Source organism: Maritimibacter harenae (genome assembly GCF_009882975.1).
Classification (GTDB): Bacteria; Pseudomonadota; Alphaproteobacteria; order Rhodobacterales; family Rhodobacteraceae; genus Maritimibacter; species Maritimibacter harenae.
Genome location: NZ_WTUX01000019.1, coordinates 624592 through 646402, shown reverse-complemented (window position 1 = coordinate 646402; position 21811 = coordinate 624592). Strand labels below are relative to the sequence as shown.

General features: G+C 66.7%; 20 protein-coding genes. 8 read left to right on the top strand and 12 right to left on the bottom strand.

Annotation, left to right across the window (positions count from 1 at the left end):
* Position 1 precedes the first annotated feature (1 nt).
* Both GQE99_RS17850 and choX read right to left on the bottom strand, forming a co-directional pair.
* Positions 2 to 598, bottom strand: coding sequence for a hypothetical protein (locus tag GQE99_RS17850; RefSeq protein ID WP_161353061.1), 597 nt, complete (start codon positions 596 to 598; stop codon positions 2 to 4).
* Between the two features lie 38 nt (positions 599 to 636).
* Positions 637 to 1566 carry a choline ABC transporter substrate-binding protein gene (gene choX / locus GQE99_RS17845; RefSeq protein ID WP_161353059.1) on the bottom strand — a complete coding sequence of 310 codons (930 nt, stop codon included), beginning with the start codon at positions 1564 to 1566 and terminating at the stop codon, positions 637 to 639.
* 228 nt (positions 1567 to 1794) lie between these two features.
* On the opposite strand from choX, the gene GQE99_RS17840 reads away from it, so the two are divergent.
* On the top strand, positions 1795 to 2364 hold the full coding sequence (locus GQE99_RS17840; RefSeq protein WP_161353057.1) for a hemerythrin domain-containing protein: 570 nt from the start codon (positions 1795 to 1797) through the stop codon (positions 2362 to 2364).
* A gap of 70 nt (positions 2365 to 2434) precedes the next feature.
* Positions 2435 to 2677 carry a YdcH family protein gene (locus GQE99_RS17835; RefSeq protein ID WP_161353055.1) on the top strand — a complete coding sequence of 81 codons (243 nt, stop codon included), beginning with the start codon at positions 2435 to 2437 and terminating at the stop codon, positions 2675 to 2677.
* Positions 2678 to 2723: 46 nt separating this feature from the next.
* Here GQE99_RS17835 and GQE99_RS17830 read toward each other — a convergent pair whose 3' ends face one another.
* The 3 genes from GQE99_RS17830 to GQE99_RS17820 form a co-directional block, all read right to left on the bottom strand.
* Positions 2724 to 3197, bottom strand: coding sequence for a CoxG family protein (locus tag GQE99_RS17830; protein ID WP_161353054.1), 474 nt, complete (start codon positions 3195 to 3197; stop codon positions 2724 to 2726).
* Between the two features lie 64 nt (positions 3198 to 3261).
* Positions 3262 to 4653 carry a helix-turn-helix domain-containing protein gene (locus tag GQE99_RS17825; RefSeq protein ID WP_161353052.1) on the bottom strand — a complete coding sequence of 464 codons (1392 nt, stop codon included), beginning with the start codon at positions 4651 to 4653 and terminating at the stop codon, positions 3262 to 3264.
* Positions 4654 to 4711: 58 nt separating this feature from the next.
* The gene (locus GQE99_RS17820) at positions 4712 to 5932 is read right to left on the bottom strand and encodes a multidrug effflux MFS transporter (RefSeq protein ID WP_161353050.1); all 1221 of its coding nucleotides are present in this window, start codon (positions 5930 to 5932) and stop codon (positions 4712 to 4714) included.
* 232 nt (positions 5933 to 6164) lie between these two features.
* Here GQE99_RS17820 and GQE99_RS17815 point away from each other — a divergent pair, with 232 nt between their 5' ends.
* From GQE99_RS17815 to GQE99_RS17795, 5 genes are all read left to right on the top strand, one after another.
* A complete protein-coding gene (locus GQE99_RS17815) occupies positions 6165 to 7697 on the top strand; it encodes an acyl-CoA carboxylase subunit beta (RefSeq protein ID WP_161353048.1) in 1533 nt (510 codons plus the stop codon).
* Positions 7698 to 7720: 23 nt separating this feature from the next.
* On the top strand, positions 7721 to 8134 hold the full coding sequence (locus GQE99_RS17810) for a DUF6497 family protein (RefSeq protein WP_235917272.1): 414 nt from the start codon (positions 7721 to 7723) through the stop codon (positions 8132 to 8134).
* Positions 8135 to 8148: 14 nt separating this feature from the next.
* Positions 8149 to 8547 carry a hypothetical protein gene (locus GQE99_RS17805; protein ID WP_202530881.1) on the top strand — a complete coding sequence of 133 codons (399 nt, stop codon included), beginning with the start codon at positions 8149 to 8151 and terminating at the stop codon, positions 8545 to 8547.
* A gap of 354 nt (positions 8548 to 8901) precedes the next feature.
* Positions 8902 to 10902: an acetyl-CoA carboxylase biotin carboxylase subunit gene (locus GQE99_RS17800; protein WP_161353044.1), complete on the top strand. Its 2001-nt coding sequence runs from the start codon at positions 8902 to 8904 to the stop codon at positions 10900 to 10902.
* A gap of 81 nt (positions 10903 to 10983) precedes the next feature.
* Positions 10984 to 12588 (top strand): hypothetical protein, encoded by a 1605-nt coding sequence (locus GQE99_RS17795; RefSeq protein ID WP_161353042.1) that lies wholly within the window; start codon positions 10984 to 10986, stop codon positions 12586 to 12588.
* Positions 12589 to 12604: 16 nt separating this feature from the next.
* Here the strand turns inward: GQE99_RS17795 and GQE99_RS17790 are convergent, their stop codons facing one another.
* Positions 12605 to 13045 (bottom strand): DUF4174 domain-containing protein, encoded by a 441-nt coding sequence (locus tag GQE99_RS17790; RefSeq protein WP_161353041.1) that lies wholly within the window; start codon positions 13043 to 13045, stop codon positions 12605 to 12607.
* 84 nt (positions 13046 to 13129) lie between these two features.
* On the opposite strand from GQE99_RS17790, the gene scpA reads away from it, so the two are divergent.
* A complete protein-coding gene (scpA, locus tag GQE99_RS17785) occupies positions 13130 to 15256 on the top strand; it encodes a methylmalonyl-CoA mutase (protein ID WP_161353039.1) in 2127 nt (708 codons plus the stop codon).
* Positions 15257 to 15398: 142 nt separating this feature from the next.
* On the opposite strand, the gene GQE99_RS17780 is transcribed toward scpA, so the two are convergent.
* From GQE99_RS17780 to mreC, 6 genes are all read right to left on the bottom strand, one after another.
* The gene (locus GQE99_RS17780; protein WP_161353037.1) at positions 15399 to 16199 is read right to left on the bottom strand and encodes a DUF1194 domain-containing protein; all 801 of its coding nucleotides are present in this window, start codon (positions 16197 to 16199) and stop codon (positions 15399 to 15401) included.
* 63 nt (positions 16200 to 16262) lie between these two features.
* Positions 16263 to 17189 (bottom strand): 2-hydroxyacid dehydrogenase, encoded by a 927-nt coding sequence (locus tag GQE99_RS17775; protein ID WP_161353035.1) that lies wholly within the window; start codon positions 17187 to 17189, stop codon positions 16263 to 16265.
* Positions 17189 to 18328: a rod shape-determining protein RodA gene (gene rodA, locus GQE99_RS17770; RefSeq protein ID WP_161353033.1), complete on the bottom strand. Its 1140-nt coding sequence runs from the start codon at positions 18326 to 18328 to the stop codon at positions 17189 to 17191. The genes GQE99_RS17775 and rodA overlap by 1 nt, the downstream gene beginning before the upstream one ends.
* On the bottom strand, positions 18325 to 20268 hold the full coding sequence (gene mrdA / locus GQE99_RS17765; RefSeq protein WP_161353031.1) for a penicillin-binding protein 2: 1944 nt from the start codon (positions 20266 to 20268) through the stop codon (positions 18325 to 18327). The genes rodA and mrdA overlap by 4 nt, the downstream gene beginning before the upstream one ends.
* Positions 20265 to 20804 (bottom strand): rod shape-determining protein MreD, encoded by a 540-nt coding sequence (locus GQE99_RS17760; protein ID WP_161353030.1) that lies wholly within the window; start codon positions 20802 to 20804, stop codon positions 20265 to 20267. The genes mrdA and GQE99_RS17760 overlap by 4 nt, the downstream gene beginning before the upstream one ends.
* Positions 20801 to 21781 carry a rod shape-determining protein MreC gene (gene mreC, locus GQE99_RS17755; protein ID WP_161353027.1) on the bottom strand — a complete coding sequence of 327 codons (981 nt, stop codon included), beginning with the start codon at positions 21779 to 21781 and terminating at the stop codon, positions 20801 to 20803. Before mreC ends, GQE99_RS17760 begins: the two co-directional genes overlap by 4 nt.
* Between the last annotated feature and the right edge of the window lie 30 nt (positions 21782 to 21811).

The window sequence follows — 21811 nt, the reverse complement described above, 5'->3', positions numbered from 1 at the left end:
CTTACCGCGCCACGTCCGCCGCCGTGCCGATCCATGTGTAGTCGAACAGAACCCTTTCCGCACCATCGACCAGAACTTCGCGGCTGGCGAGCACGAGCCGCAGGGCCGGGGCGTAGGAATGTTCGAAAGTTGTGATTTCACTATCGGAAGCGCGCAGTTCGCGCACTGTCCAGGTATCGTATGTGCAATTCAGGATCTCGGCCTGCCCTGCGCCGCGATAGATGAAGAGAAGATCGCGGCGCCGGTCGCCCTCGGTCTCGGAGGTGATCAGCGCCGACAATCGCGCCTCGCCCGCCCGGTCGAGATCGTCCAGAGCGGCGACATCCGCGTCGTAGGTCAGGATCGAGCGGCCTTCGACCCGGTCGATGAGCGCCGGCGTCAGCACGTGATCGGCGACCCTCGCCTCGACCTTGTTGCCCGCCCCCGGCGTGCGCGTGAGGCGCACCTCGCGCAGACCGCGTGCGGTCAGGTCGAAATCGGCCCGGATGAAGGTGGGCTCGTTCTGGACCAGGATGACACCGGCGGGCAGGTCCGCCGCCGTCGGACAGGTGGCGAGCGCCGGTGAGGCCAGGCAGGTGAGAAGCGCGATCAGACGCATGGAAATGGGCGGCCACGCGACGCGGCCGCCCGTCCGGATCACTCGAGCGCCGCCGACACGGCTTCGACCGCGTCACCGCCATCTGTGGTGGTCACACCTTCGAGCCACGGCTGCCAGGCATCCGGGTTCGCGGAAAGCCAGTCCTTCGCAGCCTCGGTCGGGTCGGTGCCCTCGTTCAGGATCGCGCCCATGATCTCGTTCTCCATCGCGAGCGAGAACTTCAGGTTGTCAAGGAACGCCCCCACGTTCGGGCAATCCTCGGAGAACCCGGCACGCGTGTTGGTATAGACCGTGGCACCGCCCAGGTTCGGACCGAAGTAGTCGTCACCCCCGGTGAGATAGCCCATGTCGAAATTGGCGTTCATCGGGTGCGGCTCCCAGCCGAGGAACACGATCGGCTCGTCGCGGCCCGTGGCGCGGTCCACCTGCGCGAGCATCCCCTGCTCGGAGCTTTCGACCACCTCGAAGCCGCTCAGGCCGAAAGCATCGCCCTCGATCATGTCCATGATCAGGCGGTTGCCGTCGTTGCCCGGCTCGATGCCGTAGATCTTGCCCTCGAGCGCGTCGCGGTGCTCGGCGATGTCCGAGAAATCGGCGATGCCGAGATCCTGCGCCGGCTTGTTCACGGCAAGCGTGTATTTCGCGCCTTCGAGGTTCTCGCGCACCGTCACGACCGTGCCCGCCTCGCGGTAGGGGGCGATATCGCCCTCCATCGTGGGCATCCAGTTGCCCAGGAACACGTCGATGTCGCCATCGGCCATCGAGGTATAGGTCACCGGCACCGACAAGACCTTGATGTCGGTCTCGTAGCCCAGCGCGTCGAGCACGAAGGTCGTGGCCGCCGTGGTCGCGGTGATGTCCGTCCAGCCGACATCGGAAAACACGATCTCCTCGCACTGGACCTGGGCCAGCGCGGGGCCGGCGAAGGCCGCGAGCGCAATGGCGGACAATGTGGTCTTCATGGTCATGGTGTTGCTCCCTGTTTTTCTTGTTCGCAACGGTCGCCCCGTGGCAGGGCGCCGGTCCTTGGCTGTGGGTGAGACTATACCCGAGCGCCCCCAGATCAAACACACGATTGGATTTGACGTGGGGGACGCCGCCCCTGTGCCCCGCTGCACATCTCTTTCGCGCCGCTTTCGCCCCCGAAGCATCGCTGCACACTGGCAAAGCGGCGTCACGGGGCCTAATTAGCGGGCATGACCGATGATCTGTCCCTCGACGCCCGCGACGGGCTCCCGCCCGAGATGAAGGTGCTTCTCGAAACCTACCCCCGCGAGACGTGGGAAGGGCATCCGAACTTCCAGGGGCTGACCGCCTTCTGGCTCCAGATGCACGGCAAGTTCCGCGCGGTGCAGACCGAGCTTCTGCAACTCACGCAGGACTTCCTCGACGGCAAGACCGATCCAATGCGCTACGGCGCGGCGACGTCGCGGTATTCGGGCTTCTTCCTCGAGGGGCTGCATGGCCATCACAACATCGAGGACCACCATTACTTCCCCCTGATGGTCGCGCTCGACGACCGGGTGGCACGGGCCTTCGACCTGCTGGACGCCGACCATCACGCGCTGTCCCATCACATGAACGCCCTGGCGGACGCGACGAACGCGGTGCTGCGCCCGCTTCAGAACGGCGAGGACGCGCGCGACCCGGCGGGCAAGCTCCACGGCGTGCAGAGCGACTTCCAGACCTTCCTCGACCGACACCTCACGGACGAAGAGGACGTGATCGTGCCGCTGATCCTCGAATACGGCGACAATTTTCACTGATTTGATCCGGGTCAATGTAGCGCGCGCCGCGCGGTGCCAATCCTTCGGCATACGCTGACAGGAGACAGACATGACCCACACGCCGCACGAACTGCACGAGGAATTCCCCGAGCTCGCCGACAAGATCACGGCGCTCAAGTCCTCGGACCCGCATTTCGCGAAACTGGCCGACGAATACCACGAGGTGAACCGCGCCGTGCACCGCGCGGAAACCAACGTGGAGCCGACCGACCAGTTCAACGAGGAAGAGATGCGCAAGGAGCGCGCCCGGTTGAAGGACGAGCTCTACAAGTTGCTGACGACGGACGCGTAACGCGCCGAAGCGACGACAGAACCCCGGCCCGAACGGCCGGGGTTTTTCATTCCTGCTCGTCGACCTCTTCGGGCGCCTTGCCCTCTTCGACGACCTGTTCGAAACGTTCGAAGAAGCTGTCGACCATCTTCTTGGCGAACCCGTTGACCACGCGGCTGCCCAGCTGGGCCAGCTTGCCGCCCACCTTGGCCTCGACCTCGTAGGACAACTCCGTGCCACCCTCGACATCGGCCAGCGACACGTCGGCGCCGCCCTTGGCGAAGCCGGCAACGCCGCCCTTGCCTTCGCCGACAAGGCGATAACCGTTCGGCGCGTCGACGTTCTCCAGCGTGACCGAGCCCTTGAAGGTCGCCTTCACCGGGCCGACCTTCTGCTTCACGACCGCCTCGAACCCCTCCTCGGGCGACCCGGTCAGCTCCTGGCAGCCGTCGATGCAGGCCTTCAGGGTTTCGGCGTCGTTCAGGTGACGCCAGACCGTGTCCCGATCCGCCGAAATGGTGCGGCTGCCCGACATTTCCATGATGCATCTCCCTGTAGCGCGCCCGCACGTTAGAGCGGGGATGGCGCCGGGTAAACCCGGTTCCCTAGCGCGCGATTTCGTACGGCAGCACCCCGCGATGATCCGGGTCGACACGGAGTTTGCGCTCCAGCGGCGGGACCGAGCGCTGGTGGCAATCGGGCCGTTCACAGATCCGGCAAGAGATCCCGATCGGCTCGAAGGCGGCGGCGTTGGTCACGTCCAGGTCGTCGGCGTAGACGAGCGACCCGGCATGGCGGACCTCGCACCCCAGCGAAATCGCGTAGCGCCGGATGGGCGCCTTGAAGCTGCCCCCGGATTTCGACACGTCGCGGGCGAGCGAGATATAGCGCACCCCGTCCGGCGTCTCGGCCAGCTGGCGCAGGAACTGCCCCGGCGTCTCGAAGGCGCGGTGGACGTTCCAGAGGGGACAGGCGCCCCCGAAGCGGGCGAATTGCAGCCGTGTCGCGGAGTGGCGTTTCGTGATCGTGCCGGCCTGGTCGACGCGCACGAAGAAGAACGGGATACCCTTGGCGCCGGGACGCTGGAGGGTGGAAAGCCGATGGGCCACCTGCTCGATCGAGGCGCCGAAGAGATCGGCGAGCCGCTCCACGTCGTGGCGCGTCTCCTGTGCGGCGGCATGGAACCGGCCGTAGGGCAGCAGCGCTGCCCCCGCGAAGTAGTTGGCAAGCCCGATCTTGGCGATCGCGCGGGCCGCGTCGGACTGGAACCGTGCGAAGTCGAGCGTGGCTTCGAGCAGGTCATCCTGCGCGATGAGTGCCACCTGGTGGAGAAGCTGGAAGCGCCGCGTTGCGGGTGAGGCGAGCGCGGACAACGTGATCGTCGCCGCCTCCGCGTCGTAGCCGCGGATCTGCTCGGTATCCGACAGCACCACCCGGATGCCGCGCCGCGCGAGCAGGGCTTCGGCCGCGGCCTCCGGCGTCGCATCGCGCACGAAGGTTTCAGCTGCCCGGTCCACGGCGTCGATGTAGTTGTCGCAATAATGGAAGAAGTCGCGCACCTCTTCCCAGGGGCTCGTCTGCACCGATCCACCTTCGCGCCCCAACGCTTCGTCGAGCGAGGCGAGGCGTTCGTGCCCCTGCCGGTAGGCGCGGTGAATTTCGAGGAAAGCGCGCGCCAGTGCCGGCGCGTTCGAGGCCACGAGCCGCAGGTCGGCCACCGGCGGGGCCACGTCGGCGAACACCGGGTCGGCCAGTGCCTCGCGCATGTCGACGACCAGCCGCTCCGCGTCCCCCGTCGACAATTCCGCCACGTCGAAGCCGAATTCCTGCGCCAGAGCCAGCACCACCCCGGTCGAGACGGGGCGGTTGTTGTTCTCCATCTGGTTCAGGTAGGGCAACGAAACGCCCAGCTTCTCGGCGAACGCCTTCTGCGTCAGGCCAAGCCGCGTGCGCGTTTCACGCAGCTTGACGCCGGCATAGAGTTTCTGGGTCGCCATTGCGCCACCTCCCTTTTGCAAAGCCGATGATTAGCCTTTGCAAAGGGGTGCGGCAAGCCTATGCGGTGACGCGAAGCTGCCGCTCGCGCCGGATGACCACGAGGATCGAGGCGATCGAGAGAGCGCCGGAGAGCAGCATCATCACGAGCAGCGGATCGGGGCCGCTTTCGACCGTGAGCCGCGTGCCCACGAAGGCCGAGATCGCTGCCCCGCCGCCGATCATCATCGCGCCGCCCAGGCCCGAGGCACTGCCGGCCAGCTCCGGACGCACGGACATGAGGCCGCTGTTGGCATTCGGGAGCGTCAGGCCATTGCCCAGGCCCACCAACGACATCAGGCCGAAGAAGACCCACGGGGTGCGAAAGCCCAGACCTTCCGCCAGAAGCGACAGGGTAAGACCACAGACGAGGGTCATGCCGCCGAAAAGGATCATCTTGTTGAGACCGAGGCTCACCGAGTAGCGCCCGGCGATGAAGTTCCCGACGAGGTAGCCGACCGCGGGCATCCCGAGGAGCAGGCCCAGCATCCCGGATTCCAGCCCGAAGATCTCGCTTCCCACGAACGGCGCGCCGCCCAGGTAGGCAAAGAAGCAGCCCGAAGCGAACATCGCCGACAGGCTGTAGCCCCAGAAGCGCGGCGACCGCAGGAGGTCCGGGTAGGCGCGAAGCTGTTCGCGGAAGCTGCCATGTCCGCTCAGTCGCGTCTCCCCAAGGTCACGCCACATGAGCCACAGCACGGCGAGGCCGAGGATGACCTGCAGCCAGAACGCCGAGGTCCAGCCGAAAGTCGCGCCCAGGAAGCCCCCGATCGCCGGGGCGATCATCGGGACGAGCGACATGCCCATCGTCACGTAGGCGATCATGGAGGCCGCCTGTTCGGCCGGCACCATATCGCGTACGACGGCGCGGCTGAGGATCATCCCGGTCACGACGACGGCCTGCAACATCCGGAATCCCAGGAATACGGCGATGTTCGGGGCGAAGATGCATCCGACCGTCGCCAGCAGGTAGATCGAGAAACTGGTCAGCACGACGGGCCTGCGCCCGAACCGGTCGGACAGCGGCCCCAGGATGACCTGCAGAATCGCATTCATGGCCAGGTAGATCGCCACCGACAGCTGCATGACCCGGTAATCGACGTCGAAATGGACGGCCATGTCGGGCAGCGAGGGGAGAAATACGTTCATCGACAACGCCGAAACGCCCGTCATCAAGGTGAGGGTCAGAATATGCGGCGGCGTGGTCGTGTCTAAAAATTTTACACGCGGAGCTTCAATCATGAAAATTGCGTAGGGCCAGCGCGCGGGGTTGTCGAGACTGCTTGAACAGGCGGAGAGCAAAAAAACGACCCTGCGACGAAAGTGACGCAATGTAAGATTTCTGCACCGCCGCAGTTTGCAGATATTCATTTCGCAGAAGGCCGATTTGAACGTCTTTGCAAATTCGCCGAAATCTGTTTGGGAAACCCGGGGCAAGCCGCTAGGTTGCCCCGAAATCATGGAGGGCCGCCCGATGAAAGATATCCTGCAACAGCTCGAAGATCGCCGCGCGGTCGCCCGTCTCGGCGGCGGCGAAAAGCGGATCGCGAGCCAGCACGCCAAGGGCAAGCTGACGGCGCGCGAGCGTGTCGAGGTGCTGCTCGACGAAGACAGCTTCGAGGAGTTCGATACCTTCAAGGCGCACCGCTGCCATGACTTCGACATGCAGGAGAACCAGTTTCCCGGCGACGGGGTCATCACCGGCTGGGGCACGATCAACGGCCGCCTCGTCTATGTCTTCAGCCAGGATTTCACCGTCTTCGGCGGCTCGCTGTCCGAAACCCACGCCGAGAAGATCTGCAAGATCATGGACATGGCCGTGCAGAACGGCGCGCCGGTCATCGGCCTGAACGACTCCGGCGGCGCGCGCATCCAGGAAGGTGTGGCATCGCTCGCGGGTTACGCCGAGGTGTTCCAGCGCAACATCATGGCCTCGGGTGTCGTGCCGCAGATCTCGGTCATCATGGGCCCCTGCGCGGGTGGCGCGGTCTATTCGCCCGCCATGACCGACTTCATCTTCATGGTGAAGGAATCGTCCTACATGTTCGTCACGGGCCCCGACGTCGTGAAGACGGTCACGAACGAGGTGGTGACGGCCGAAGAACTTGGCGGCGCCTCCACCCACACCAAGAAGTCCTCCGTCGCGGACGCGGCCTTCGAAAACGACGTGGAAGCACTCTTCGAAGTGCGCCGGCTGGTCGACTACCTGCCGCTCAACAACCGCGACAAGGCCCCGGTGCGCCCGTTCTTCGACGAGCCCGGCCGGCTCGACCATTCGCTCGACACGCTGGTGCCGGACAACGCCAACACGCCCTACGACATGAAGGAACTCATCGTCAAAACGGCGGACGAGGGCGATTTCTACGAGATCCAGGAGGATTTCGCGAAGAACATCATCACCGGCTTCATCCGGCTCGAGGGTCAGACCGTCGGCGTGGTCGCCAACCAGCCGATGGTGCTGGCCGGCTGCCTCGACATCGACAGCTCGCGCAAGGCCGCACGCTTCGTGCGCTTCTGCGATGCCTTCGAGATCCCGCTCCTCACCTTCGTGGACGTCCCGGGCTTCCTCCCCGGCACCGGGCAGGAATACGGCGGCGTCATCAAGCACGGCGCGAAGCTGCTCTTCGCCTATGGCGAGGCGACGGTACCCAAGGTCACGGTCATCACCCGCAAGGCCTACGGCGGGGCCTACGACGTCATGGCCTCGAAGCACCTGCGCGGTGACTTCAACTACGCCTGGCCCACCGCGGAGATCGCGGTGATGGGGGCCAAGGGCGCGACCGAGATCCTCTACCGCTCCGAGCTGGGCGACCCCGACAAGATCGCTGCGCGCACGCAGGACTACGAAGACCGCTTCGCCAACCCCTTCGTGGCGGCCGAACGCGGCTTCATCGACGAGGTGATCATGCCCCACTCCACCCGCAAACGGGTGAGCCGGGCCTTCGCCTCCCTGCGCAACAAGAAGCTCCAGAACCCCTGGAAGAAACACGACAACATCCCCCTGTAAGGGGACGTCGGGAGGGACGCACGATGCGCCGCGCCACCGCAGTTCGCAGCTTGCTGGCCGCCCTCGCGGCCACGCTCGCCCTGCCCGCGCAGGCCGAGGAGGAGATCGAGCTGCCCTCCGGCCACACGGTCACGTTCCATGACGTGGTCTGGGGCGAACCCGGGGCGGCCGGGCTTACCGTCCGGTTCCGGTTCCTCGACCCCGACCTGCCCACCCGCACGAATGAAGAGGGCATGATCATCGTCACCGACGACACCGCCTTCCTGTGCGAAAGCTTCGCGCTGGATCGCATCGCCAACGGCGGGCCGCGGCCCAAGCAGATCGTGATCTCGATCTCGGACCGCCCGGTCGAATTCGGCGAACCCAACCCGGAGGCCACGCAGGTCTTCGAGGCGTATTCCTATTCCGACGGCACCTGCATCTGGGACTTCTTCTGATGGCGCTTCCATACATGACGAAACACCGTGGATTTCCCGGACGCCTGCCCGGCACGGATTTCCAGTTCACCATCCGGCGCGCCAACAAGAAGGGGGCGACGCCGATCATCCGGCGTGAACGCTACGCCGACCGCCGCCCCGCCGACAAGCGGGCCGACACCGGTTTCATGGCCGCCCTGTGGAACTACTTCGGAGAAGAGGAATTCGAGCGCGGCAATCTCGACGCCGGGCGCCTGTCCTGGCTCTTCGGGCGCGAGGTCGTGCCGGCCGAGGATCCGTTCGACCCGGAAAGCTACGAAGCGATGCTGAAGATCGACCGCGCGGCGGCCGAGGCCAGCTTCCCCGACGTGTTCGCCGATGACGACCCGTTCGGCTTCGAGGGGCTCGACGATGACGGCTGGGACGACGAATGAGCAATTTTTCGCTGGCCTGTCAGAGTTTTGCGCAATGTTTGGCGCACGCGGCGCGGACGCCGTTTTCGCCCTGTTCGACACAGACAAGCTTTGGCACGGTCGGTGACATGGCGGGCGCACTATCCCGGCGTCCCGTCTGGTTTAGTCAAACCGTTACCCTTCCCCTTCTGCCCGGGTTGGCCCCCCCAGGCCAACCCGGGATTTTCTTTGCCCCCACATCGCCGCGCGCCCGCACCCCGGTCCTGAACCGGATGCGCGCCGCGTGCGCATGCCCCGGCCGCACGGCCGGTGGCGGGGCCCCTTCACCCACACGCGGCCCCGCCGCCATCAAGACGTAAGAGAGAGGGACAGGACATGTTCAAGAAGATCCTGATTGCCAACCGGGGCGAGATCGCCTGCCGCGTGATCAAGACGGCGCGCCAGATGGGCATCCAGACGGTCGCGATCTATTCGGACGCCGACCGCAACGCGCTGCACGTCCAGATGGCGGACGAAGCGGTGCACATCGGCCCGGCGCCCGCGAACCAATCCTACATCGTCATCGACAAGGTGATGGACGCGATCCGCAAGACCGGGGCCGAAGCCGTGCACCCGGGCTACGGTTTCCTCTCGGAGAACGCGAAATTCGCCGAGGCGCTCGAGGCCGAGGGCGTCGCCTTCATCGGGCCGCCCAAACGCGCGATCGAGGCGATGGGCGACAAGATCACGTCTAAGAAGATCGCCCAGGAGGCCGAGGTGAACACCGTCCCCGGCTACATGGGCCTGATCGAGGACGCCGAGGAAGCGGTGAAGATCAGCCAGGAAATCGGATACCCGGTGATGATCAAGGCCTCCGCCGGCGGCGGCGGCAAGGGCATGCGCATCGCCTGGAACGACGACGAAGCCCGCGAGGGCTTCCAGTCCTCGAAGAACGAAGCGGCAAGCTCTTTCGGCGATGACCGTATCTTCATCGAGAAGTTCGTGACCCAACCGCGTCACATCGAGATCCAGGTGCTCTGCGACCAGCACGGCAACGGCGTCTACCTGAACGAGCGTGAATGTTCGATCCAGCGCCGGAACCAGAAGGTGATCGAGGAAGCCCCCTCCCCCTTCCTCGACAAGGAAACCCGCAAGGCGATGGGTGAGCAATCGCTCGCGCTGGCCCACGCGGTCGGCTACTCCAGCGCGGGCACGGTCGAGTTCATCGTGGACGGCGACCGCAACTTCTACTTCCTCGAGATGAACACGCGCCTCCAGGTGGAGCACCCGGTGACCGAGCTCATCACCGGCCAGGACCTTGTCGAGCACATGATCCGCGTGGCCGCCGGCGAGAAGCTTTCGATTTCGCAGAAGGACGTGAAGATCAACGGCTGGGCGATGGAAAGCCGCCTCTACGCCGAAGACCCCTACCGCAACTTCCTGCCCTCGATCGGCCGCCTCACCCGCTACCGGCCGCCCGAGGAATTCGCGGCGAAGGACCACGTGGTGCGCAACGATACCGGCGTCTACGAGGGCGGCGAGATCTCGATGTACTACGACCCGATGATCGCCAAGCTGTGCACCTGGGGTCCCGACCGGGCCACCTCGATCGAGCACATGCGCAACGCGCTGGACGGGTTCGAGCTCGAGGGCATCGGGCACAACCTGCCGTTCCTGTCGGCGGTGATGGATCACCCGAAGTTCACCTCGGGCGACATGACCACCGCCTTCATCGCCGAGGAATACCCGGACGGGTTCGACGGCGTGACGCTCGACACCGCCGTGCTCAAGCGCATCGCGGCCGCCTCGGCGGCGATGTACCGGGTCGCCGAGATCCGGCGCACCCGCATCTCCGGCACGATGGACAACCATGAACGCATGGTCGGCGCCGACTGGGTGGTGAGCCTTCAGGGCGAGAACTTCCCCGTCACCGTGGACGCGGACCGCGAAGGCTCTACCATCCGCTTCGACGACGGGTCGGACATGCGCGTGACCTCCGACTGGACACCGGGTGACCAACTGGCCCGGGTCGAGGTCGACGGAAAGCCGCTCGTCCTCAAGGTCGGCAAGATCACCAACGGCTTCCGTATCCGCAGCCGGGGCGCGGACCTCAAGGTCCACGTGCGCACCCCGCGCGTGCATGAGCTGTCGCTCCTGATGCCGGAACGCCTGCCGCCCGACACGTCGAAGATGCTGCTCTGTCCGATGCCGGGTCTCGTCGTGAAGATCGACGTGGAAGAGGGCCAGGAAGTGCAGGAAGGCCAGGCGCTCTGCACGATCGAGGCGATGAAGATGGAAAACATCCTGCGCGCCGAGAAACAGGGCATCGTGTCGAAGGTCAACGCGGGCCCCGGCGACAGCTTGGCGGTCGACGAAGTGATCATGGAGTTCGAATAAGCCCATGACCTCGCGCGGCGGACATACCCCGGTCCATCAGGGCGGCCCCGCCGTGCGCCCCGGCCCTGCGGGGACGGGGGCATGACGATGGCCCTGTCGCGCGAGGACGGCAGCACCTCGGCAGGTCGCGCGACCCTGCCGGCGCTGTCGGTGGCGAGCGTCCTGATCGTGTTCGCCGTGCTGCAAGCCTTCGTCCTGCGCCTGACCGGCGGGGCCTTCGACTATCCGCTCGACGATCCCTACATCCACCTCGCCATCGCCGAGACGATCGCCGGGGGCGGCTACGGCGTGAACGCGGGCGAGCTGTCCTCCCCCGGATCCTCGCCGCTCTTCCCCCTCCTGCTGGTCCCGTTTTCGGGCACCGAACTGCACCGCTACCTGCCGCTCTTCTGGAACGCCGTGGGCCTCGCGCTCAGCGCGTTGCTCTGGGGACGGCTCCTGTTCGAGGCCGGTTTCGCCCGCCCCGGCTGGCGCGCCTTGGGACTTGCCGCAGCGATCCTTGGTCCGCTCGCCGTGATGATGCCGATGGTCGCGTTCGTGGGGATGGAGCACGCGCTTCACGCCGCGGCGACGCTGGCGCTCCTTCTGGGCCTGTTCCGTTTCCTGCGCGACGGCTCGGGCGGCGCGCTCATCCTCGCCGGTGCCTTCTTCGGCACCGCCTTCCGGCTCGAGGGGCTGGCGCCCGGCCTCCTCGCCGCCGCCGCGCTCCTGGTGATCGGCAACCGAAAGCTGGGGATCGCCACGGCCGCGGCCGCGCTTCTGCCGGTGGCAGTCTTCACGGGCGTTCTCGTCGCGCTCGGGATGGATCCCCTGCCGTCGTCGGTTCAAACGAAGCTCGCCGTGGGATCGGCGGAGGGCCCGGGCGTCCTGCAGGAACGCCTCGCGATCTTCGCGATCAACCTCATGGGCCCCGCGGGTCTTTTCGTGGGCGCGCTCACGCTGGGATCGTTCCTGCTCTGGCGCCTCAACGACCGTGTGAAGTCGAGCCGCTGGACGCCCCTGGTCCTCGTCACCGTGCTCGCGGCCCTGGCCCACCTTGCCTTCGGGCAGATGGGCTGGCTCAACCGCTATGAGCATTACATCCTCGTGCTAACCGCCGCGACGTTCCTCGTGTTGCTGCCCATCGCCACGGGATCCCGCGGCCCCGGCCCGTTGGCCATCGGCGGGGTCGCGGCCCTGATCCTCGGCGGCGCGCTGGCCTACCGCCTGCCGATGCACGCCTTCGAGCTGCCCCCGGCCGCCCGCGCGATCCACACGCAGCAGGGCCAGATGGCCCGCTTCGCCAAGGATGTCCTCGACACGGACGTGGCGGTGAACGACCTGGGCTACGTCGCGTGGCAGAACGACAATTACGTGCTGGATCTCTGGGGCCTCGCTTCGGCCGAGGCGCGGCGCATCCGGCTATCGGACCCCGGCCCGGGGTGGACCGGCGACCTCACCGCCAAGCATGACGTGCCCGTCGCGATGGTCTACGACCACTGGTTCGAGGACGGGATCGGCGAAGACTGGGTGAAGCTCGGGGACTTCCACCTCACGATCGAAGGCGGATTCCTGGGCGGATATGCCGTGGCCTTCTACGCCACCGCGCCCGCGCATGTTGCGATGACGGCCGATGCGATCGCCGAATGGGAAAAATCCCTGCTGCCCCACAGCCGCTTCGTCTGGGCGGAGGGCATGGAACCATGATCCACGCCGACAGCCCTCAGCGCACCAGCCGCTCGTCCTGTATTTCCTGGCGCCGTACCGGCATCTTGTCGATCGAACGGGTGATCTCGCGCACGTCCCACGGGAAGGGCTTGCGCAGGTACTTCTCGCCGTCCTTGCCGATGAGCACGATCATGAAGCCGCGCGGGCGCAGTTCGGTCCGGATCGGCGACAGCGTGTCGGGGTCGGTGTCCGTGATGACGATCACGTCGCGCTTGGCCAGGTCTTCGGGCCGGTCGGCGATGAAGGACATCTGTTCGAGGAACCTCGGATCCTGCGGCGAGTCGGCGAAGACGACCAGCGGCCGCGCCTCCCACAGGTATTCCGACAATTCATGCTCCCCCGCCTCGATGATCGGCAGTTCCGGCGCTTCCTGCGCCGCCATCGCGTGGGGAGAGGCCAGCATCAACGCGGCGGCCAAGGGTGCGGCTTTGAACATCATTTCTCCTTCCCGCCTCAATATAGGCGCAGGAGAAGCCCGACAGAAGAGCCGGATCACCGGCGGATCACGAGGAGTTTGGCAATGAGCGACCAGAACGACTGGAAAGCACTGGCCGAGAAGGAGCTGCGCGGGCGCGCACTCGAAGAATTGAACTGGGAAACGCTCGAGGGCATCACGGTCAAGCCGGTCTACACCGAGGAAGACACAGCGAATCTGCCCCACATGGGCAGCCTGCCCGGATTCGGCCCCTTCACCCGGGGCGTGAAGGCCACGATGTACGCCGGCCGACCCTGGACCATCCGCCAGTACGCGGGCTTCTCCACCGCCGAGGAATCCAACGCCTTCTACCGCAAGGCTCTCGCCGCCGGGCAGCAGGGCGTGTCGGTCGCCTTCGACCTGGCCACCCACCGGGGTTACGATTCGGACCATGAGCGCGTCGTGGGCGACGTGGGCAAGGCCGGCGTCGCCATCGACAGCGTCGAGGATATGAAGATCCTCTTCGACGGCATCCCGCTTCAGGACATTTCCGTGTCGATGACGATGAACGGTGCGGTGATCCCGATCCTCGCCAACTTCATCGTCACCGGCGAGGAACAGGGCGTCGACCGCGCGCAGCTTTCGGGGACCATCCAGAACGACATCCTGAAGGAGTTCATGGTCCGCAACACCTACATCTATCCGCCCGAGCCCTCGATGCGGATCATCTCGGACATCATCGAGTACACCTCGAACGAGATGCCGCGCTTCAATTCCATCTCGATCTCCGGCTACCACATGCAGGAAGCGGGGGCGAACCTCGTGCAGGAACTGGCCTTCACCCTGGCCGACGGCAAGGAATACGTGAAAGCGGCGATGGAGGCGGGCATGGACGTGGACCGGTTCGCCGGCCGCCTGTCCTTCTTCTTCGCCATCGGCATGAACTTCTTCATGGAGGCGGCCAAGCTGCGGGCCGCGCGGCTCCTGTGGTACCGGATCATGGACGAGGTCGGCGCCAAGCAGGAACGCTCCAAGATGCTGCGCACCCACTGCCAGACCTCGGGCGTCAGCCTGCAGGAACAGGACCCCTACAACAACGTGGTGCGCACGGCCTACGAGGCGATGTCGGCGGCCCTGGGCGGCACCCAGTCGCTTCATACGAACGCGCTGGACGAGGCGATCGCGCTGCCGACCGAGTTCTCTGCCCGCATCGCGCGCAACACCCAACTCATCCTGCAGGAAGAGACCGGGATCACCAACGTGGTCGACCCGCTCGCGGGCTCCTACTACGTCGAAAGCCTCACGCACGAGCTTGCCGACAAGGCCTGGGCCCTCATCGAGGAGATCGACGAGATGGGCGGCATGACCAAGGCGGTGGCCTCCGGCATGCCCAAGCTCCGGATCGAGGAAACCGCGGCGCGCCGCCAGGCCGACATCGACCGCGGCGACGAGGTGATCGTGGGCGTGAACAAGTACCGCAAGGAGACCGAGGATCCGATCGACATCCTCGACGTGGACAACGTGCGCGTGCGCGACGGCCAGGTGAAGGCGCTCCAACGCATCCGCGCGGAACGTGACCAGCCCGCCTGCGATGCGGCGCTCGATGAACTGACCCGCCGGGCCAAGGAAGGCGGCAACCTGCTCGAGGCCGCGGTGGAAGCCGCGCGCGCCCGGGCCACAGTGGGAGAAATCTCGATGGCGATGGAAAAGGTGTTCGGCCGCCACCGCGCGGAAGTCAAAACGCTCGCGGGCGTCTACGGCGCGGCCTACGAAGGCGACGAAGGGTTCGCGGCGATCCAGAAGGACGTGGAAGCCTTCGCCGAGGAAGAAGGGCGCCGCCCCCGGATGCTCGTCGTCAAGATGGGCCAGGATGGTCACGACCGGGGCGCCAAGGTCATCGCGACCGCCTTCGCCGACATCGGCTTCGACGTGGACGTGGGCCCGCTCTTCCAGACGCCGGAAGAAGCCGCGCAGGACGCGGTGGACAACGACGTCCACGTGGTCGGCATCTCGAGCCAGGCGGCCGGGCACAAGACGCTCGCCCCGAAGCTGATCGAGGCGCTGAAGGCGCAGGACGCCGAAGACATCATCGTGATCTGCGGCGGGGTGATCCCGCAGCAGGATTACGACTTTCTCAAGAAGGCGGGCGTCAAGGCGATCTTCGGCCCCGGCACCAATATCCCCGAGGCCGCCAAGGACATCCTGAAACTCATCCGCGAGGCGCGCGCCTGATCCCTTCTTCGGGCCCCAAGTATCCTGGGGGGAGAGCGGCCTTGCCCCGCAAGGCCGCTCCGGGGGGGCAACGCCCCCCGACCGCGCGTCAGCGCTGACAGAGCGCGCGCCACCGGCGCGCACCGCTTGGCATCGCCCGCGCTCAGGGCAGGCCGTAGCCGCGCCGCGCCTCCCACATCTTTTCCCCGACCTGGCAATCGCGGGGGTCTGGGACCCCGTATTGCACGCGCTCCGGACGTGGCAGGGGCGGCGGCGCCGCGCCCACGACGATCTCCATCACCATCTTGCGTTGCACGGCTTCCGGGAAATCGTCCCAGTCGTAGACCGGCAGCACGAAGGCCCCGAGCCCGCCGATGACGCAGGTCTCGTAGTAGAGATCCAGCCCCTCGAGATGCCATTGCGCGCCCAGCCCCTCGCGGGTCATGAGCGGCAGGCCGTTGACCACGATCCCCTGCCCCACCACCGCGTCGCGGGCGCGGTCGACGGGACGGCCCAGGTTGTTGGGCCCGTCGCCCGAAATATCGATCACCCGCCGGTCGCCGGCATAGCCGTTCCCCTCGAAAAGCCGCGCGCCGAAATAGAGCGCTTCCGAGATCGATGTGCGTCGCAGCGCCGGGTTGAAGGTGATCGACAGGTCGGCCGCGAAGGCATCGAGGTCCGCGCGGCTTTCCAGCACGCGCCACGGCACGACGACCTGCTGCGTGCCCGCCCATTCGACGTATGTGACCGCGATGCGTCCGAAATAGCCCGATTGGATCGCCGCGAGCACCGGGTCGGAGCGCAGCGCCTCGGCATAGCCCACCCGTTGAATCTCGAGCTCGTGCTCGCTCATGGAGCGCGATACGTCGACCATCAGGACCAGCTCGACATCGACCCAGACGTCCTCGGCCAGGGCGGGCGGGACGAGCCAGAGGGACAAAAACAGGGCCGCGAGCCATCTCATGCGTTCAGAATGAGCGGCGCGGGGGCGCGCTGTCCAATCACATGTCGGCGCGCCGCCCCCCGTTCAGTAGCCGCGCGACTTGTCGACTTCGTGCAGAAGCGGCTGGCGCGCCTCCACCCGGCTGATGTTCTCGGCCACCACCGTCGAGGCGGTCTCGGGCCGGGTTTCCGAGGCGATGTGCGGCGTCACCGTCACGTGCGGATGGGCCCAGAACGGATGGTCCTCGGGCAGAGGTTCGACGCGGAACGTGTCCAGCGTCGCATGCCCCACCTGCCCGCGATCCAGGGCGGCCAGAAGCGCGTCGTCATCGATCAGCGCGCCGCGCCCCGGGTTCAGGATCACCGCGCCCTCGGGCATTCGGGCGAGGGTTTCGGCGTTCAGCGTGTTCTCCGTCTCCGGCGTGGAGGGTAGCAGCAGGACCAGAATCTCGGATTGCTCCAGCACCTGCGCGAGCCCGGCGTCCCCGTGGAAACAGGCGACCTCGGGCAGCGCCTTGGGCGACCGGCTCCACCCCGCCACCGCGAAGTTGAGCCGCGCCAGCGCCTGCGCGCTGGCCGATCCCAGCACCCCGAGCCCGAGGATGCCGACCTTGCGGTGCCGCGCAAGTGGTGGCGGGCTGTGGTCCCATCCCGCGCGGCCGGTGATGTGGGCATCCATGCCCAGGTGATGGCGCAGAACGTGCCCCGTCACCCACTCCACCATGCCCTCGGTCAGCCCCTCATCCACCATGCGGGCATAGGGCTGGGTCAGCGTTTCGTTCTTGATGATGCTCTCGACCCCCGCCCAGAGCCCCAGCACGGCCTTCGTGTTCACGTAGCCCGACAGGTCGGCCGAACCGCCGCCGGGCGCGTAGATGACGTAATCCACCTCTTCGGGGTCGAAGTCGGTCCCCAGCTTGGCGGTGACGCCCGCCTCCTCGAAGGCGGCCTCGAGATGCGGGGACCAGTTGGCCACCACCTCGGCCGGCGTGATCATCTGAACTTTCAGCATCAGCGCGCCCTGTGTACGTGTGCGGATTGGACCAGCCCGAAGCCGATCATCAGGATCAGCATCGCCGAGCCGCCGTAGCTCACCAGCGGCAGCGGGACGCCCACGACCGGGGCGAGCCCCATGACCATCGACATGTTCACAGCGAAGAACAGGAAGAACGTGGTCGCGATGCCGAGCGTCAGGAGCGACCCGAACCGGTCCGAATTGCGCGCGGCCGAGGCGATGCAGAACACGATGATCAGCACGTAGAGGGCAAGCAGCGAAGCCGCACCGACGAAGCCGAATTCCTCGGCCAGCGTGGTGAAGATGAAGTCGGTATGCTTCTCGGGCAGGAAGTTCAGCCGCGACTGCGTGCCCTGCATGAAGCCCCGCCCGGTCCAGCCGCCCGAGCCGAGGGCGATCTTCGACTGGGTGATGTGATAGCCCGCCCCGAGCGGGTCGGAGGCCGGGTCGAGGAACGTGTCGATCCGTCGGTACTGGTAGTCCTTGAGAAGCTGCCACTCCGTCCCGCGCGAGGCGAAGACGGCGGCCACCAGCCCGCCCCCCGCCGCGCCCACAACGATGAAATAGAGGATATGCACGCCCGCGAGGAACATCATCGCGCCGCCGCCCAGCACCAGCAGGATCGAGGTCCCGAGGTCCGGCTGGCGCAGGACGAGGAAGGTCGGCAGCAGCACGACAAGCACGGGTATCAGCACCCAGAGCGGGCGCGACACCTTGTCGATGTCGAGCCAGTCGTAATAGGCCGCCAGCACCATGACGAGCGTGATCTTCGTCAGCTCCGAGGGCTGCAGGCGCATGAAACCGAGATCGATCCAGCGCTGCGCGCCCATGCCAACGTCACCCGCGACCTCGACCGCGACAAGCAGCAGGACCGAGGCCAAGAAGGCCAGTACGGACATGTTGCGCCAGAACCAGATCGGGACCATCGCGACCACGAGCATCATCACGAAGCCCACCGCGAAGCGTTTCATCTGCGGCTCGGCCCAGGGCGAGAACGACCCGCCCGCGACCGAGTAGAGCATCAGGAACCCGATCGACGCCGCCGCTGCCAGCAGAAGCGCCAGCACCCAGTTCACGTGCAGGATCTTCGACAGTCCCGTGGGCGTGGTCTTCACGTTGTATTCGAGGAAGGTCATGCGCGCGATCTCCCCTGCGACGGGGCAAGCGGTTCGCGCAGGTCCATCGCCTCGAAGCGTGAGCGGATCGTGCCGCGCTGCGAGGTCGGGTAGGCCTCGAGAGGCGGAATGTCGTCGTAGAGCGCGGCCAGCAGGATGTCGCGGGCGATCGGGGCGGCCGCGGTCGACCCGCCCCCGCCGTGCTCGACCACCACCGACACCGCCACTTCCGGCGCGTCGTGGGGCGCGTAGCTCACGAAAAGGGCATGGTCGCGCCGCTCCCACGGCAGGTCCTCGTTGCGGGTGACACCCGCGGCGCGCTCGGCCGCGGTGATGTTGCGCACCTGGCTGGTGCCGGTCTTGCCGGCCATGCGCAGGTTCTCGGCGATGACGCGCGATCCGCCAGCGGTTCCGCGCGTCGCGTTGACGACCTGGTACATCCCCTCGCGCACAACCGCGAGGTGGTCCGGGTTGATGTCGATCGCCTCGGCCCCGAGGATCGGTTGCTCGACCCCGTCGATCGCGCGCACCAGGCGCGGCTCGATCGCCTGCCCGGTCGCGATGCGCGCCGACATGATCGCCAGCTGCAGGGGCGAGGTCAGAACGAAGCCCTGGCCGATCGCCGCGTTGATGCTGTCGCCCACGACCCAGTCGGCCCCGCGCACCTGTCGTTTCCATTCACGCGACGGGATCAGCCCTTCGGCAACGCCCGACAACGGCAGTTCCGGCCGGGTGCCAAGGCCCAGTTTGCGCGCCATCGCGGCCATGCCCTCGATCCCGACCCGCTGGGCCAGTTCGTAGTAGAACACATCGCAGCTTTCGCGCAGCGACCCGATCAGGTCGAGCCGCCCGTGTCCCCCGCGCCGCCAACAGTGGAAGCGGCGGTTGTGCAACTCGACGAAGCCGCGGCATGTGATGGTCTCGTCGAGCTCGATCTCGCCTGCCTCGAGGGCGGCGAGCGCGGTGACCATCTTGAAGGTGGAGCCCGGCGGATACGTGCCCTGCGCCGTCTTGTTGGCCAGCGGACGGAAAGGGTCTTCGAGGAGCGCGTTGTAATCCTTCGACGAAATCCCGCGCACGAACTTGTTCGGATCGAACGACGGGGCCGAGGCGATGGCGAGGATATCGCCGTTGCGCGGGTCCATGACCACGGCCGCCGCGCTTTCCCCGGCCATGCGCGCCTCGGCGAAATTCTGGAGCGCGTGGTTCACCGTGAGCTGGATGTTGGCGCCCGCGACGCCCTCTTCGCGGTCGAGTTCGCGCATGACGCGGCCCACCGCGTTCACCTCGATGCGCCGGGTGCCCGCGCTGCCGCGCAGGACGTCCTCGTGCTTGGACTCGATCCCGGTCTTGCCGATCTGGAAGCGCGGGATCTGGAGCACCGGATCGGGGTCTTCGATCTTCGAGAGGTCGTAATCGGACACCGGGCCCACGTAGCCGACGATATGCGCGAAATCCTTGCCCAGCGGGTAGACGCGGCTGAGCCCCATCTCGGGCGTGACGCCGGGCAGCGCGGGGGCGTTCACCGCGACCTCGGAGATGTCCTTCCACGACACGCGGTCGGCCACGGTCACAGGCACGAAGGGCGAGCGGCGCGACATTTCTTCGAGCGCGCGCGCCTTGTCGGCCGGGTCGATCCAGACGATCTTCTCCAGCCGCGACAGCACGTCCTCGGGGTCGCCCGCATCCTCGCGCACCATGACGATCGAGTAGTTCTGTTCGTTGCCCGCGAGCAGCACGCCCTTGCGGTCGTAGATCAGGCCCCGGACCGGCGGCACCAGCCGGATGTTGATCCGGTTCTCGTCGGCCAGCATCCGGTACTGGTCGGCCTGGTCGACCTGCATGAAGCGCATACGTGCGACCAGGACCCCGGCCATCGCCATCTGGGCCCCGCCCAGAAGAAGCCCCCGACGGGTGATCTTGCGCGCGCTACGCTCGGTGTCGGCGGGTGTGCGTTTCATGCCGCGTGCGCCTCCGGGTCGATCGCGCCGGGCTTGAGCCATTCGATCCGGAACCCGAGTGTCGAGATCAGGACGGCGACGGGGTAGAACAGGATCGTGACGAGCAGGCTCAGAACGGACATGCCGAAGCCCACCTGCGGCACGAAGAAGACGCCGAGCAGCAGACGCTCGCCGATCATCATGAGCGTGAGGATCGCGGCGACCGACAGCCATTCGACCGCGAAGCCCTGGTCGGCCAGCAGCCCGCGCCGCGCGCGCAAAGCCTCGATCCCGAGGATGGCGAGGAACGGCGCCACGCCCGGGGGCGCGAGTGTGAGCATGTCAGCGACCAGCAGGATGCCCGCGACGCCCAGCACCGGCATGTAGTCGGGCCGGCGCACGGTCCAGGCAAGCGCGAAGCACAGGATCAGGTCGGGCGGCGGAAACCCCCCGGACCCGCCGTGAAGCGGGAGCATCCGGGTGAACAGGATCAGCGCGGACAGCCCGAGGAAGAGCATGAAGTAAAGCAGCCGGCGCAGGAGATACGGGTCGATCATTGGGTGACCTCCGCCGTCTCGTCCGGCCCGATGCTCGGGCATTCATCCGGGGGCGCCTGTCCTTCGGCAAGGTCGAGGCAGGCCTCCGGCACGCCCTCGGCCACCGGGGCGGTGGCCGGGTTCATGACGATGAGCGCGCCCGTGTCCTCGACCACCTCGCCGGGGTGGGAGCGCATGACGCGCAGGAATTCGAGCCGCTCGTAATCCGCCGCCAGCCGCACGCGCAGGCGGCGGTCCTTGTCCTGAACGACCTCGCCCACAAGAAGCCCGGCCGGGAACACCCCACCGTCGCCGGACGACAGAACCCGGTCGCCCGGGCGCACCAGCTCGCGGTTCTCGATGAACTCGAGCGGCGGAACCGCCGAGTTGTCGCCGGTCAGGATCGCGGTCTGGCCCGAAGGCTGCACCGTCACCGGGATACGGCTGTTGGAATCGGTCAGAAGGATGACCCGTGAGGTGCGCTCCCCCACCCCCGCGATCCGGCCCACGAGCCCAAGCCCGTCCATCGCCGCCCAGCCGTCGACCACCCCGTCGCGCGCGCCGAGGTTGATGAGCACGGACTGGCGGAAGGGCGACCCGCTGTCGGCCAGCACGACGCCGGTGACATAGGACAGCCGCGCGTCGAGACGCACGTTGTTCAGGTCGCGCAGCTTGGCGTTCTCCTGCTCCAGTTGAAGCGCGGCTTCCTTCCATGCCTGCATCTGGCGCAGTTCACGCCGCAATTCCTGGTTCTGCTGGGCGATGCGCTGGTAGCTCTGGAAGTTCTCGATCGCGTCCGCGGTCTTGGTGACCGGCACCAGCGCCCATTCGAAATTGGGCACCACCGCGTCGACCAGCTGGGCCCGGAAGCGTTCGACCCGGGGGCTGTCGATGCGCCACAGAAGGAACAGCGCGAAGAGCAAAAAGAGGGTAAGCCCGATCAGGATGCGCCTGACCGGACCGACGTAGTCCTCTGTCCGTGCCTTCGAACGTGCCAATTTGTCCCCCCGGTCTCATGGGGCATGCGC

Excerpts from the sequence above, each read along its gene's own strand:
- GQE99_RS17810 (WP_235917272.1), top strand. The coding sequence starts at position 7,721 with ATGCGCCGCGCCACCGCAGTTCGCAGCTTGCTGGCCGCCCTCGCGGCC.
- GQE99_RS17815 (WP_161353048.1), top strand. The coding sequence starts at position 6,165 with ATGAAAGATATCCTGCAACAGCTCGAAGATCGCCGCGCGGTCGCCCGT.
- GQE99_RS17825 (WP_161353052.1), bottom strand. The coding sequence starts at position 4,653 with ATGGCGACCCAGAAACTCTATGCCGGCGTCAAGCTGCGTGAAACGCGC.
- choX (WP_161353059.1), bottom strand. The coding sequence starts at position 1,566 with ATGACCATGAAGACCACATTGTCCGCCATTGCGCTCGCGGCCTTCGCC.
- GQE99_RS17795 (WP_161353042.1), top strand. The coding sequence starts at position 10,984 with ATGACGATGGCCCTGTCGCGCGAGGACGGCAGCACCTCGGCAGGTCGC.
- GQE99_RS17805 (WP_202530881.1), top strand. The coding sequence starts at position 8,149 with ATGACGAAACACCGTGGATTTCCCGGACGCCTGCCCGGCACGGATTTC.
- GQE99_RS17780 (WP_161353037.1), bottom strand. The coding sequence starts at position 16,199 with ATGAGATGGCTCGCGGCCCTGTTTTTGTCCCTCTGGCTCGTCCCGCCC.
- GQE99_RS17775 (WP_161353035.1), bottom strand. The coding sequence starts at position 17,189 with ATGCTGAAAGTTCAGATGATCACGCCGGCCGAGGTGGTGGCCAACTGG.
- rodA (WP_161353033.1), bottom strand. The coding sequence starts at position 18,328 with ATGACCTTCCTCGAATACAACGTGAAGACCACGCCCACGGGACTGTCG.
- GQE99_RS17835 (WP_161353055.1), top strand. The coding sequence starts at position 2,435 with ATGACCCACACGCCGCACGAACTGCACGAGGAATTCCCCGAGCTCGCC.
- GQE99_RS17850 (WP_161353061.1), bottom strand. The coding sequence starts at position 598 with ATGCGTCTGATCGCGCTTCTCACCTGCCTGGCCTCACCGGCGCTCGCC.
- mrdA (WP_161353031.1), bottom strand. The coding sequence starts at position 20,268 with ATGAAACGCACACCCGCCGACACCGAGCGTAGCGCGCGCAAGATCACC.
- scpA (WP_161353039.1), top strand. The coding sequence starts at position 13,130 with ATGAGCGACCAGAACGACTGGAAAGCACTGGCCGAGAAGGAGCTGCGC.
- GQE99_RS17800 (WP_161353044.1), top strand. The coding sequence starts at position 8,902 with ATGTTCAAGAAGATCCTGATTGCCAACCGGGGCGAGATCGCCTGCCGC.
- GQE99_RS17790 (WP_161353041.1), bottom strand. The coding sequence starts at position 13,045 with ATGTTCAAAGCCGCACCCTTGGCCGCCGCGTTGATGCTGGCCTCTCCC.
- GQE99_RS17820 (WP_161353050.1), bottom strand. The coding sequence starts at position 5,932 with ATGATTGAAGCTCCGCGTGTAAAATTTTTAGACACGACCACGCCGCCG.
- GQE99_RS17760 (WP_161353030.1), bottom strand. The coding sequence starts at position 20,804 with ATGATCGACCCGTATCTCCTGCGCCGGCTGCTTTACTTCATGCTCTTC.
- GQE99_RS17830 (WP_161353054.1), bottom strand. The coding sequence starts at position 3,197 with ATGGAAATGTCGGGCAGCCGCACCATTTCGGCGGATCGGGACACGGTC.
- GQE99_RS17840 (WP_161353057.1), top strand. The coding sequence starts at position 1,795 with ATGACCGATGATCTGTCCCTCGACGCCCGCGACGGGCTCCCGCCCGAG.